This is a genomic window from Dyadobacter sp. CY356 (assembly GCF_021440195.1).
Taxonomy (GTDB): Bacteria; Bacteroidota; Bacteroidia; order Cytophagales; family Spirosomataceae; genus Dyadobacter.
Map to the genome: position 1 here is coordinate 162,991 of NZ_JAJTSZ010000008.1, position 13,072 is coordinate 176,062.

The window sequence follows — 13,072 nt, forward strand, 5'->3', positions numbered from 1 at the left end:
AAAATTAGGAATTCGAATTGTTGAAACAGAAATCATGTGGCAAAAGCAATCCTTCTAACGGGATTGCTTTTTTGGTTTTAAATATTCCCGTAAGTTGTCAGGCTCTTAAAAAAATAAATACGTTGTTACTATTAAACATATAATCGTAATCGGAATAAATATTATTTAATTTTGGTTATATTATCTTAAAATTTGTTTGAAAGCTGGTATAAGGCAAGAGGGACAGATGAGCAAAGGAACCGGTTGTTGTAGGATGATGAAGATTAGTATACTACAATAAAGTTTGGGAAGTTGAAAGTGTAGAAAAAGAAAGTGCCATTCAAATCGACAGAAAGTAAAAGTAAGGTAAACTCAACGATGGACTTTTTTAAAGACGAATTCTACAAATTACTTAGCGGTCAGGAAGATATATTTGATTTTATTCAGGAATTTGCACTGGATGGTTTTTGGTTTTGCGAAGTTGGTAAGCCTGAAAACCAGTGGGTAAATCCAAAATTCTGGAATGGATTAGGCTATAATGCTCAGGATATTTCCAGGTTTGGAAATGGAATCCAAAGTGTTGCTTTTCAGGAAGATATTGAAGAACTATACAATTCATCATTAAATCATTTCCAATTTTCTGAGTCCGTTTTTAACCAGACGGTACGTTTTATTGAAAAAAGCCAGCAGGCGGTTTTGATGACTTGTCATGTCAAAATTGTTCGTGGTGCAGATGGAAAACCAGCCCGGATTTTATGTGGTTTGGTGAAAAATCAGCATGAATCAGATGGTGAGGATAATAACAAAGAATCAAAGTTCTACAACTCTGTTTTAAACAGTCAGGCCATATACATCACAAGAATAGATTCTTTTGGTATCTATACTTATGTGAACGACTATTATTGTAAAGCTTTTGGTTACGAAAAAGAGGAAATAATCGGTAAAAGTTCGCTGACAACCATTGTTGAGGAAGACCATTCGAAGTGTTTTGAAATTGGGAGAAAATGTATAGAAAATCCAGGTATTCCTTTCAAAATCGTTTTACACAAACGTGATAAAGCACAAAACATTAAAGCAAGTGAATGGGAGTTCACGGGTATGAGCAATGAAGATGGAAGTTTTAGCGAGGTACTTTGTGTCGGCTTTGACGTAACCGGTAAAGTAAAAATAGAAAGGGATTATTCCGCGCTGGTCGCCAACATGACTGATGTCCTTTTCATAATAAATAAAAACGGCGTTTTTGATTATGTAACACCAAGCTGGACAAAACTCTATGGCTATGAATCCATTGAAACCATTGGTCACGTCTTCACTGAATTTGTTCACCCTGACGATGTGGAAATTTGTTTTCAGGCACTCTCTGCCACATATGAGTCAGGAATTTCACCGCCGGCCGTGGAGCACAGGATCAGACATAAGGATGGTTCCTGGCATTGGAGCAGTACCCGGGCCAGCATAGATCCGCTGAACGGAGAAATGGTTTTAACCAGTCATGATATTACAAAAAGGAAACTTGATGAGGAAAAGGTAAAAGAACTGGCTCTGGTAGCGGCGAATACTACCGATATGATTATTACAACCGACTCTGATGGCATCATCACCTGGACGAATGAAGCTTTTCGAAAACGTTCGGGTTATACGATGGATGAGGTGGTTGGGAAAAAACCTTCGGAACTTGTTCAAGGCCCGGAAACAAGTCTTGAAACGAAAAACCGGCTTCGGAAGGGTCTGAAAGAGCGGAGCTCCATGAGTGAAATCATTCTGAATTATACCAAATCCGGAGAGCAATACTGGATCGATCTCAACATCAATCCGATCATTGATGAACATGGAATTTGCACGCATTTTATTGCGGTGATTCGGGATATTTCAGTTGCAAAATATGCGCATGAGGAGTTGAGGCGGACGAAGGAATTACTGGAACAAACCAGCGAAGTTGCCAGAATTGGCGGATGGGAATTTTATTTGGAAGAAAAGATTTTAACCTGGTCAGACCTGACAAAAGAAATTCATGGACTACCAACTGACTTTGTGCCGGATGTAGCCAGTGTTATGAAATTTTATAGTTTGGCCGACTTAAAGAAGCTCGAAAATGCTTTTACAAATTGCATAAGTTCCGGAGTAGCAATCAGTGAAGAGATTCAGGTTAAGACACCTCCCGGTACAGAACTTTGGGTTAGAGTTGTTGGTAAGGCAGATTATCAGGATGGCGTTTGCACCCGGATTTTTGGGATTTTTCAGGATATTGATGTTTTAAAAAGGGCGGAGGAATTGAGCCTTAAAAACTCTGAAATGTTAAGGAAAATGTCGGAGCGGGTTTCAGGGACTTTATATCAGTTTCAGATTTTCGATGATGGCAGAATAAAATTTCCATACATGTCGAAGGAACTGATACATACCTTACATTTCCATCCGGATGGTAAATTTATTGACCCTCCGTCATTAATCGCCGTAGTGCATCAGCAGGATAAGGAGAAATTTGTCGATTCGATAAAGTTATCAAAAGAAACGCTTGGCAAATGGGACCTGGATTATAGAATTATTCATCCAATTCTTGGTGAGCGTTGGCTGCGCGGTGAGTCTATTCCTGAAAGGCTGGAAGACAGCGTTTTATGGCACGGCTACTTGCAGGACATCACGGTTAGAAAACAGGAAGAACAGGAGATTTTACAGTCTGAAATAAAATACAGGACTTTGTACAATTCCACGAGCGATGCTGTGATGCTGCTCAATGGAGACGGCTTTTTTGATTGTAATGCCTCTGCCTTAAAAATGTACGAGATTGATACATTTGAGGAATTCTACGCTTTGAACCCAATGGATCTTTCCGATCCATATCAGTCAGACGGGAGAGATTCTGCCAAAACAATTCTCGAATATAGCGCAATGGCGTTCAAAAATGGAAGCTGCCGTTTTGAATGGGAGCAGAAACGTATGAAATCCGGCGAGACATTTTCAGTAGAAATTTTACTAAATGCCATCGAATTAAACGGATCTCAAATTCTGCAATCCGTAGTTCGTGACATCACAGAAAGGAAGTTTGCAGAACAGGAAATCCGTCTGGCACGGCAGCAGGCAGAAGCAGCAAGTCAATCTAAATCTGAATTTCTTACTAATATGAGTCATGAAATCCGGACGCCTTTGAATGGGGTCATCGGTTTCACTGACCTGCTCATGAAAACGGATCTTAATGCCACGCAACATCAGTATATTTCGATGGTGTTTCAGTCGGCAAATTCTTTACTGGATATAATAAATGACATTCTTGATTTCTCAAAAATAGAGGCTGGCAAGCTGGAACTGGCATTAGAGAAAATTGATCTGCTTGAAATCTGCGGACAGGTTGCAGATATGATCACGTATCAGGCGCATCAGCATGACCTGGAAGTTTTGCTCAATATTGCTTCGAACGTACCAAGATATATCTGTGTAGATCCTGTTCGCCTGCGTCAGATTTTGATAAACTTATTGGGAAATGCCGTCAAGTTTACAGAAAAGGGGGAGATTGAACTCAAAGTGGATGTGCTTAGCGAATCCGGCGATGACACTACTTTCAGGTTTTCGGTGCGGGATACGGGTATTGGAATTAATTCTAAAAATCTTAAAAAGATTTTCGAGGCCTTTGCACAGGAAGACGCATCAACTACCAAAAGATTTGGTGGCACGGGTCTGGGATTACCAATCTCAAATAAACTTCTGGCGCTGATGAACAGCGAATTGCAGCTCAGCAGCGTTCCCGGGAAAGGCAGCACTTTTTACTTTGACGTTACATTTCAATCTTTTCATGGGTCACTTCCGGATTGGACTAATATTGCATCAGTTAAAAAGGTTTTAATTGCAGATAGCAATCATGCCAATGGTATTATTCTTGGAAATGTACTGGCCAACCGTCAAATTGACTCAGAAATTGTTGAAACCGGTCATGCTGTTGTTGATAAACTTACAGCTGGAAATCAGTATGATGTGATTTTGATAGACTATCATTTGTCTGATATCAATGGAATTGCTGTAAGTCGGAAGATCAGAGAAATGGAAGGCCGGGCAGGTACCGAGCAGGATATTTTGCTGATGAACCGCCCATCGGATGACAAGGAAATAGCCGATTCGGCAGAAGAATTAAATATTATTCAGCTTAACAAACCGGTGAAAATTCAGAAACTATTCAATGCACTTTTAAAAATTGACGGACAAGACGAGGAATTATTTGTGCGTGATGCTATTCATGAATTAGAAGAAATTCAGGTAAAACCCAAAGAGTTAACCATTCTCATTGCGGAGGATAATAAGATCAATATGATTTTGGTCAAAACATTTTTGAGCAAAATCCTGACAAATGCAAGATTGGTAGAAGCGGCCAACGGAAAAGAAGCAGTCAAACTTTATGAGTCCGAAAAACCGGACCTTGTGTTAATGGACGTGCAGATGCCCGAGATGAACGGATATGAGGCAGCAACGGAAATCAGAAAACGCGAAAATGGCAAAAGAATACCGATACTGGCATTAACCGCGGGAACGCTGAAGGGAGAAAAAGACCGTTGTGTGGAAGCTGGAATGGACGATTATCTCACAAAGCCTATCCTGAAAGATACTTTGGAATATGTTCTGGACCAGTGGCTTAGCTGATTGATATGGACATTCGTAACTAAACGAATGTCCGTGTCCCTGCATAATTTTCCCTGAATTCTTTGGGCGTACAACCGTTTTTGTTTTTAAAGATCCGGTTGAAATATGACAGATTATTAAATCCGCATTTGTAGGCGATTTCGGAAATGGTATTTGTGGTATCGATCAGTGAGCGGGATGTGTGTCCCAGCCTGATTTCATTCAGACTTTCAATAAATGTTTTTCCTGTTCTTTTTTTGATAAACCGGCTAAAAGAAACTTCCGTCATTCCGGCAAGTTTTGCTACACCTTCAAGAGTGATTTCCTTATCGTAATGATCACGCATATAGGCAAAAACTTTTTCAATCCTCCGGCTGTTGAAATTGATATTTTCATCCGTAAAAGTGCTGTTGGACAATACCTTCATATTTCTTGAAACGGATAAATCGTGTAAAATCGACATCAGTTCCAACATCGAATCAAAGCCGCTTTTTTGGGTTAAAGCCATAAGCCGCGGCATAATTCTGTCTATGGTTTCTTTCGAAAAAGAAATCCCCCTCACAGATTTGTCCAGCAGTGATCGCATAAAAAAAAGCTGGTTTCTGCGAAGCAACTTGTCATCAAACAAATCCCGATGAAATTGTAAGGTTATTTCCAGAACTTCCGGCATTCCTTCTTCCCATTTATACTGATTTGTAAACCAGCCATGTGGAAGATTATTTCCAACCAGCACCAATTCTGCATCATCAATAATTTCTGTATGATCCCCGACAATGCGTTTTACTCCCTTTCCTCCGAGGATCAGGTTTAACTCAAATTCGTCGTGATTATGTAGGGGGAAGTCAAAGGTTTTCTTTTTTCTGGTAAAAATTGTAAAGCAGTCGTATTGCGTTAAAGGAGTAATTTCGCGGTAAACTTCAATCATTTCAAATTGTTTTGATGTCAGGCAAGTTCAAATATAGAGATTTACAGTGATTATTTGTACCATATTGCGGTAGATAAACTTTATTCTAATATAACTAATAATTATACGTAAATTATTATTAAGCAAGCACTACTTATTTTTTAGGGTTAATATTTATGGATATAATCACAAATGGCATGTCAAACAGTTTTTATTTATGAAGTGATTGATAAAATAGTACTATGTTCGAGATGGGAATTGTATATAATTTTATGGACTTATTTATGAAATAAATTTATGTCAGTATTAAAGTCTGTTTGCAACAATTTCAATTCTTTTTCAACTGTTATGCTTAAAACCTTACTATTTGCCGGTGCTGTGTTACTGGTAAGTCATTCCGGATTTTCACAGATTGACACCAAAGCCACCAGAGAAACCAAGGCATTATATCGCAATCTTGGTGAAATATCAAAGAATAACATTTTGTTTGGCCACCAGGCCGCTACCGAATATGGCCACGGATGGTCAGGAGATGAAAATCGCTCGGATGTGAAATCGGTTACAGGCTCGCACCCTGCTATTGTTGGTGCTGATTTCAGTGGATTATCCGGTTATTCAAAAGAGAAAATTGAAAAAAATGCGGAGGCGCTCAGGAAAAATGTTGTGGATACTTACAACAGGGGAGGTGTCACAACCATGGCCTGGCATTTTAATAATCCGGCTTCTGAGGGTGGTTTTTATTGGAAAGATTCCGTTTCGGCTAAAGCCATTGCGCTGATCAAGCCTGGCGGATCCCATCATGAAAAGTACAAGGAAATCCTGAAAACAATTGCTGATTTTGCCCATTCTGTAAAAGGTAAGGACGGCACGCTGGCGCCTATGATTTTCCGTCCATACCATGAGCTTGATGGTGACTGGTTTTGGTGGGGTAAAGGTCATTGCTCGCGCGAGGATTTAATTCAAGTCTGGCAATTTACTGTCTCTTACCTGCGCGATGAGCTGGGTGTTCATAACTTTATTTATGCTTTTTCACCCGACTGCAAGTTCACAACGGAGCAGGAATATCTGGAAAGATATCCGGGCGATAAGTGGGTGGATTTGGTCGGGTTTGATGATTATGCAGATTTTGGCCGTGACGGGAAATACAATCTGAAAGCAGGCGTTCAGAAGCTGAAAATTGTTTCGGACTATGCTAAAAAGGCAAACAAATTAGCTGCCTTCACCGAATCGGGGCTTGAATCCATTCCAGACAAAAACTGGTGGACAGAATCTCTTCTGAAATCCCTGAAAGCAGAAAAGGTAAATCTTGCCTATGTTTTAGTCTGGCGTAATGATTCCAGAAGTCCGACACATTTTTATGCACCTTTTCCGGGACAAGTGAGCGTACCAGATTTTATGACTTTTTACAACGATCCTTATACGCTGTTTGAAAAAGATCTGAAAAATATCTATCGTTAAACCAAACGACGAATTCTGTTTTTTTACCAGAATCCCAATCAAAAACTTTACATTTGCAACATAGATGCAGATGTAAATTTTTTTTTTCAATTATGGAAAATCAAAGAGCAATAAATGTATACCTGATTACAGGATTTTTAGGAGCTGGCAAAACTACATTGCTCAATAATCTGCTGAAAAGTCTGGAAGGAAGCAGAAATGTTGTGATTGAAAATGAGTTCGGAAAAGCATCAATAGACGGGACGCTGATTGCCAGTCAATATAGTCAGTTGTATGAATTAAGCAATGGTTGCATCTGTTGCTCGCTGGATGAGGAATTATACGACGTTTTGAATGTGCTGGCTTTTGGTGAAGAACGGCCAGAAAATTTGTTTATAGAAACTACCGGTATCGCGGATGCAGGAACAGTTGCTGAGATTTTTAAACGAGAAGATGTCAGTAAGGTTTTTAAACTGAAAAAAGTAATCTGTGTCACCGATGCAGAAACAGTTGAAGATTATCTGAATGAAACTGAGGAAACCATCCGTCAGATCGTCGTTTCTGATTTAATCATTATAAACAAAACCAATTTTGTCTCAGCGGACTATCTGGTTAAACTGGAAAGTCTGATGACTTCATTAAATCCTTTTGCCGAAATATTTCTATCTGCGGACGGACAAATTCCAGTAGCGATACTTGAAAATGTAAGAAATATACAATTTGATATCAGTGAAAAACCCGATGCTCTTTTTACCCACAAAAACGGTCATAAAATAAAAACATTAACCTTTAAAACCGAGAATGAATTTTATAAAGATTATCTGATACATACGCTTAATGTGTCATTGATGTTACATTACAAACAGATTTATCGCATCAAAGGATTTATAAAACTCGAAGGAAGTAACGAAAAAATACTAGTGCAATCCACGGGAAAAAGATTAACGCTGGAAACTTATGGTGTCTGGAACGAAAATGAAGTACCTGTTTCTGAGCTTGTATTTATCGGCCTGGGTTTGGAGCTATCATCAATCCAGAGAATTTTGCGCCCGGCGATAAAAAAAATAGCTGTCGAAAAGTTGAAATCTATGAAATTGTCAATTTTAAAAGGATAATTGAGTAAAATGCATACTTCGCTTTTTCTAAACAGCGATAATTGCTAAATTGGCTTATCTCTACTCAAAGCCCGTTAATTTTGAAAACTTCTACCTTCTCATCAGTTCAGCGCGGTTATAGGCCGGCTAAAAATTACAAGTTTATAAATTCTGTTTTCCTGTTGTTTATTCTTCTGTCAATAAGCCCTTTCGGTTATTCGCAAAAGGGGAGGATCAATGAAGATTCAGTTTACATCAGGGAACATTATACTAAAATCGAAAGGATGATCCCGATGCGTGACGGGATTAAACTGTTTACCGCTATTTACATTCCAAAAGATATTTCTGCCAGTCAAAAATATCCGATTTTGTTGAACCGGACGCCTTACAACAGCGCGCCTTATGGCGAAACGGTTTTTAAGACCTCCCTGGGTCCGTCCATGAGTTTTGCTAAAGACGGCTACATTATTGCCTATCAGGATGTTCGGGGAAAATATATGTCGGAGGGTGACTTTGAAGCTTATCGTCCGTTTATCGCCAATAAAAAAAGCCCGAAAGACATTGACGAAAGCTCTGATACTTTTGACACGATTGAATGGCTCCTTAAAAATATTCCGGACAATAATGGCCGTGTAGGCTCCTGGGGCATTTCTGCACCTGGCTATTATGCTACGATGACGGCCGTTGATGCACATCCTGCTTTGAAAGTGGCATCTCCTCAGGCACCGGTTACAGATTGGTATATGGGTGACGACCGCCATCATAATGGTGCGTTTTTCCTGATGGGTACTTTCTCATTTATTTCCTCCTATGGTGCGCCGCGTCCGGTTCCCACGCCGAAAGGTACGCCACCATTTTCAGCTTATGGAACACCGGATTCTTATGAATTTTACAAAAAACTGGGGCCGTTGAAAAATGTGAATGAAAAGATTTTCAAAAACGAAAACCGGATATGGAACCAGTTGATGGAGCACGAAACATACGACGATTTCTGGAAAGCGAGGACTCCGGTGCCATACCTAAAAGATATAAAACCAGCCATGCTGGTCGTTGGCGGATGGTTTGATCAGGAAGATTTATACGGACCGCTCAAAACTTATAGCGGAATCGAAAGTAATAAACCAAAATCTCCAAACCTGCTTGTCATGGGGCCGTGGATTCACGGAGGCTGGTCTCGCGGTACCGGAGAATCTCTGGGAAATATTCGATTCGGATCCAAAACAAGCTCTTTTTACCAAACCTCAATTGAGCTTCCGTTTTTTAATCATTACCTGAAAGACAAACAGGACCCTTCTTTGCCGAAAGCATACATATTTGAAACGGGTTCCAATGAATGGAAAAAGTATGATCAATGGCCACCAAAAAATACTGTTGAAAAGAAACTTTTTCTTCACCCAAATGGCAAACTTTCTTTCGACGTGCCAACTGAGAAAACGACGTTATTCGATGAGTATGTCAGCGATCCCGCCAAGCCTGTGCCCTACACTTCGGAGATCAGGATTATTCGTGGAAGCGATTATATGTATGAAGATCAGCGGTTTGCTGCAAGCCGGCCGGATGTTCTTGTTTACGAATCTGATGTTTTGAAAGAAGATGTTACCATTTCTGGTAATGTGTTTGCCAATCTGTTTGTATCAACAACGGGCACAGATGCGGACTTTGTTGTTAAATTGATTGATGTATATCCAGGTGACGCGCCGAATAATTCTCCGGTTAATCCTAACATGAAAATGGGTGGATTTCAATTACTGATTCGTGGCGAAGTGATGCGTGCAAAATTCAGAAATAGTTTTTCCAAACCCGAAGCCATGGTTCCTAATAAGGTGGAACATGTAAAATTTGATATGCAGGATGCGGCGCACAGTTTTAAAAAGGGGCATAAAATTATGATCCAGGTTCAAAGTTCATGGTTCCCGCTGGTTGATCGTAACCCGCAAAAATTTGTTAATATTTACAAGGCTTCGGAAGCGGATTTTCAGTCTGCAAAACATAGAATTTATACAACTGGCAGCAATGCCTCTTACGTGGGTGTTCGCGTGATTGAGTAATCTTTCAATTCAGTATAACCAATAAATCCGCAGGAAGGCCTTTCTCTTGCGGATTTATTGTTTAAAATTAATGTGATTTTATCTCCTGAGCTTTAAGATTTTATTCGTTTTTCAATTTGTTAAGTCTGTCAATCAAATGAATAAGCTCACTCTCTGCACTACTCAGTTCTTTCAATTCTCCGGTATCAATAACATTCCCGGCCGGATCATTTAGATTTTTAAAATCTTCGCTAACCTCGGGATTTTCATTATTCTCTGACGAAAATTCAGTCGCCAGATCCATGTCTGTTTTATCAAACTCAATCTGTTGTCTTTTCGCCATTATTTTTTCTTGCAGCTCTCTTATTTCTTGCTCTTTTTGATTTTGCATAATTTAAAAATTTTGTCTCCTGTAATAATTATTCAAAAAACCAGGCCAGCAATTCAGATTATTTTTTAACATGTCAGGAGCTCTGTTGGGTAAATTGTAACCGTAACAAACCATTAGGTTATTCCATTTTGATAATGAATTACCATTTTGATAGTCATCAAGCCATTTACATTTAATATAAATAATTGAATATCAATATTTTGTAAATTTATAATTAATGTGGAATACTCTTAATAGTAATTAACATACAGTTTTTAATTTTATGTTATGATTACACAATTTCAGGTTATTGGCTTATTGAAAGAGGAGTTGCCTAAAATTACAGGACAGGAAAATTTTCAGGAAATTCCAAGAGCTTTTTCATCCATCCATGCGGCAATTTATTCTTTATCGGATTTTACGAGGATAAATCTGGAACTAAAACATTTCCAAACCGCCAGAAAATGTTTTGCGCTTGCTGAGAAAATTTATCTGGAAGGTGATATTATGGTTCAGCTTTTGATTGAAAAGGTGTTTATAGATTCTCTGGTTTTAGCTAAAAAAGCGAGGACGAAAAATCATTTGGCATGCCTGATTCCGCCAGCACTTCAGAAGGTCTATCTCAAACACCTTGATCCCCAAATACCTCCCAGCCATATTTAAGTATCATCATAATCACAACGACCAGAAAGATAATCCGGACGAAATCATTTCCTTTTCTTAATGCGAGTTTGCTGCCTATAATATTTCCGGTTATGTTCATGACTGCCATGATAAGCGCAAGTTCCAGCATGAAATTGCCTTGTCTGATGAATACAATCAGAGCTGAGATATTGGTAACGCAATTGACGACCTTGGCATAGGCCGAGGCCTGGACAAATTCAAAACCCAGGACAACTACAAAAGCAAGTACAAAAAAACTTCCCGTCCCGGGCCCGAAAAATCCATCATAAAATCCAATGATTAACCCGATCATGGCACCATAGAAAAGTTGATACTCATAAGGGAGTTCCTTGGTTTTTACCGATCCCAGATCCTTTTTGAAAAATGTATAAACAGCAATGGCTATCAGGATGAAAAGTATTAGTGGTTTCAAAACCTCCACATTAATCAGGCTGACGATTCTTGCACCTGTGAATGACGAAACGAAACAACTGAGGGAGATTACAAAAAGCAGCTTAAAGTCAAATGTTATTCTTTTGGCATAATGAAAAGCAGCAACAGAAGTCCCAGCCAGCGCGGAAATTTTGTTTGTGCCGAAAAGCGTTGCAATAGGAGTGTTAGGAAAGCCGATCAGCAAGGCCGGAATTTGAATTAACCCGCCGCCGCCAACAACAGAATCTATAAAGCCGGCAACAAAGGCCAGGGAACCAAGTGCAATTAAAGTCCAGGTATTGTATTCAGAAAGGAAAATTGAAAACATTGATCTATTGGAAATGCGGGTATTTTTGCGAAGCTAGCAAGGAGCGATTTAATAAAAAAGCAAAGGACATTGCATTCGAAATATTATTGTTTCATTATAATTTCAAATGTAGCTTTAACCTGAATAAATTTTGTTTATTTTAGTTGGAAATAGCCTGTAAGCTATTCTGAATGAAATTGTTGAAAATTTTCTAACAAAAATTAATCACAAAATGAAACAAGGATTCATCAAAAAAGGTATTTTACTGACGTTTGCTGTTATGCTTATGACGTCACTCGCCTGGGCGCAGCAGGACAAAGCGAGCCTCCCAAGTCCACCACAAACGGCAACAGGAAAAGTTGGTGTTGCAACAATTACAATCAACTATGCAAGTCCATCGGTAAAAGGACGCAAAATTTTTGGTGATCTCGTTCCCTTCGATAAGGTTTGGAGAGCCGGGGCAAATGAAGCTACCATTTTCGAAACGGATAAGGCAATTCAAATTGATGGGAAATCACTTCCTGCAGGTAAATACAGCTTATATGCCCAGCCTGGCGAAAGCGAATGGACGTTTTTCTTTAACTCAGAAGTTGGACAATGGGGAATTAAACGCACCGGTGAAACCACAAAAGATGCTTCAAAAGATGTTTTGAGCGTAAAGGCAAAACCTGCAAAAAGTGCTTCATTGACAGAGAAACTGGCCTATGAAATTACACCAAAAGGATTTGTTCTGCGTTGGGAAAATGTTGAAGTTCCTGTCATGATAAAATAAATTTAAAATGAAAAAGACCGGAATTTGAAAATCTTTCAGATTCCGGTCTTTTTTGCTCTTGATTCCTTCTTAAACCAATACAACTTTGTCTGGCTCGGGATAGCTGTGAATTGATTCCGGATATACCAGGGCAATTCGTTTTCCGGTTTCTTCGGCTACTTCCAAAAGCTGGAAAATTTTATCTTCTCCTTCAATTTTCAGTGCCTGGTACAACAGATTTCCGTATTGAAATTCTTCGGAACCGAAACCATTGATCTGAGCAACAGACTGATAATGATCAAATAATTGTTTTCCTTTCATGGCTAATATTTTATTGGAGTGTTTCTTTTGCCTGAACAACAGATGCATGCAATAAAACAAAGGTTGCACGGCTTGGATTTTGATCATCATTTATTTTTATGAACGGCAAAATAAGCTGAGGAAAATGATTGACTTTTATTAGTTATCAGCGTGTTATAATATAGTGCTGATCTTCGGAACGCTGT

At 39.1% G+C, this 13,072-nt stretch carries 10 protein-coding genes; 6 read left to right on the top strand and 4 right to left on the bottom strand.

What is annotated here, in order from left to right:
• Nucleotides 1–357: 357 nt before the first annotated feature.
• Nucleotides 358–4,602 (top strand): PAS domain S-box protein, encoded by a 4,245-nt coding sequence (locus tag LXL81_RS22990; protein WP_234649267.1) that lies wholly within the window; start codon nucleotides 358–360, stop codon nucleotides 4,600–4,602.
• A 19-nt stretch (nucleotides 4,603–4,621) separates the two neighbouring features.
• Here LXL81_RS22990 and LXL81_RS22995 read toward each other — a convergent pair whose 3' ends face one another.
• Nucleotides 4,622–5,506: an AraC family transcriptional regulator gene (locus tag LXL81_RS22995; RefSeq protein ID WP_234649269.1), complete on the bottom strand. Its 885-nt coding sequence runs from the start codon at nucleotides 5,504–5,506 to the stop codon at nucleotides 4,622–4,624.
• 327 nt (nucleotides 5,507–5,833) lie between these two features.
• On the opposite strand from LXL81_RS22995, the gene LXL81_RS23000 reads away from it, so the two are divergent.
• The 3 genes from LXL81_RS23000 (at nucleotide 5,834) to LXL81_RS23010 (ending at nucleotide 10,064) form a co-directional block, all read left to right on the top strand.
• Nucleotides 5,834–6,943 carry a glycoside hydrolase family 26 protein gene (locus LXL81_RS23000; RefSeq protein WP_234649270.1) on the top strand — a complete coding sequence of 370 codons (1,110 nt, stop codon included), beginning with the start codon at nucleotides 5,834–5,836 and terminating at the stop codon, nucleotides 6,941–6,943.
• Nucleotides 6,944–7,035: 92 nt separating this feature from the next.
• Nucleotides 7,036–8,037 carry a GTP-binding protein gene (locus LXL81_RS23005; protein ID WP_234649272.1) on the top strand — a complete coding sequence of 334 codons (1,002 nt, stop codon included), beginning with the start codon at nucleotides 7,036–7,038 and terminating at the stop codon, nucleotides 8,035–8,037.
• Nucleotides 8,038–8,117: 80 nt separating this feature from the next.
• A complete protein-coding gene (locus tag LXL81_RS23010; protein ID WP_234649274.1) occupies nucleotides 8,118–10,064 on the top strand; it encodes a CocE/NonD family hydrolase in 1,947 nt (648 codons plus the stop codon).
• Between the two features lie 100 nt (nucleotides 10,065–10,164).
• On the opposite strand, the gene LXL81_RS23015 is transcribed toward LXL81_RS23010, so the two are convergent.
• On the bottom strand, nucleotides 10,165–10,434 hold the full coding sequence (locus LXL81_RS23015) for a hypothetical protein (protein ID WP_234649276.1): 270 nt from the start codon (nucleotides 10,432–10,434) through the stop codon (nucleotides 10,165–10,167).
• Nucleotides 10,435–10,701: 267 nt separating this feature from the next.
• Here LXL81_RS23015 and LXL81_RS23020 point away from each other — a divergent pair, with 267 nt between their 5' ends.
• Complete coding sequence (locus tag LXL81_RS23020) at nucleotides 10,702–11,076, top strand: hypothetical protein (RefSeq protein ID WP_234649278.1); 375 nt, start codon at nucleotides 10,702–10,704, stop codon at nucleotides 11,074–11,076.
• Here the strand turns inward: LXL81_RS23020 and LXL81_RS23025 are convergent.
• The gene (locus LXL81_RS23025) at nucleotides 11,036–11,836 is read right to left on the bottom strand and encodes a TSUP family transporter (protein ID WP_234649280.1); all 801 of its coding nucleotides are present in this window, start codon (nucleotides 11,834–11,836) and stop codon (nucleotides 11,036–11,038) included. The genes LXL81_RS23020 and LXL81_RS23025 overlap by 41 nt on opposite strands.
• A 211-nt stretch (nucleotides 11,837–12,047) precedes the next feature.
• Here LXL81_RS23025 and LXL81_RS23030 point away from each other — a divergent pair, with 211 nt between their 5' ends.
• The gene (locus tag LXL81_RS23030) at nucleotides 12,048–12,587 is read left to right on the top strand and encodes a DUF2911 domain-containing protein (protein WP_234649282.1); all 540 of its coding nucleotides are present in this window, start codon (nucleotides 12,048–12,050) and stop codon (nucleotides 12,585–12,587) included.
• A gap of 69 nt (nucleotides 12,588–12,656) precedes the next feature.
• Here LXL81_RS23030 and LXL81_RS23035 read toward each other — a convergent pair whose 3' ends face one another.
• Nucleotides 12,657–12,887 (bottom strand): hypothetical protein, encoded by a 231-nt coding sequence (locus LXL81_RS23035; protein ID WP_234649284.1) that lies wholly within the window; start codon nucleotides 12,885–12,887, stop codon nucleotides 12,657–12,659.
• Nucleotides 12,888–13,072: the final 185 nt, after the last annotated feature.

Coding starts and splice junctions, on each gene's coding strand:
- LXL81_RS23030 (WP_234649282.1), top strand. CDS start 12,048: ATGAAACAAGGATTCATCAAAAAAGGTATTTTACTGACGTTTGCTGTT.
- LXL81_RS23035 (WP_234649284.1), bottom strand. CDS start 12,887: ATGAAAGGAAAACAATTATTTGATCATTATCAGTCTGTTGCTCAGATC.
- LXL81_RS22995 (WP_234649269.1), bottom strand. CDS start 5,506: ATGATTGAAGTTTACCGCGAAATTACTCCTTTAACGCAATACGACTGC.
- LXL81_RS23015 (WP_234649276.1), bottom strand. CDS start 10,434: ATGCAAAATCAAAAAGAGCAAGAAATAAGAGAGCTGCAAGAAAAAATA.
- LXL81_RS23005 (WP_234649272.1), top strand. CDS start 7,036: ATGGAAAATCAAAGAGCAATAAATGTATACCTGATTACAGGATTTTTA.
- LXL81_RS22990 (WP_234649267.1), top strand. CDS start 358: ATGGACTTTTTTAAAGACGAATTCTACAAATTACTTAGCGGTCAGGAA.
- LXL81_RS23020 (WP_234649278.1), top strand. CDS start 10,702: ATGATTACACAATTTCAGGTTATTGGCTTATTGAAAGAGGAGTTGCCT.
- LXL81_RS23000 (WP_234649270.1), top strand. CDS start 5,834: ATGCTTAAAACCTTACTATTTGCCGGTGCTGTGTTACTGGTAAGTCAT.
- LXL81_RS23025 (WP_234649280.1), bottom strand. CDS start 11,836: ATGTTTTCAATTTTCCTTTCTGAATACAATACCTGGACTTTAATTGCA.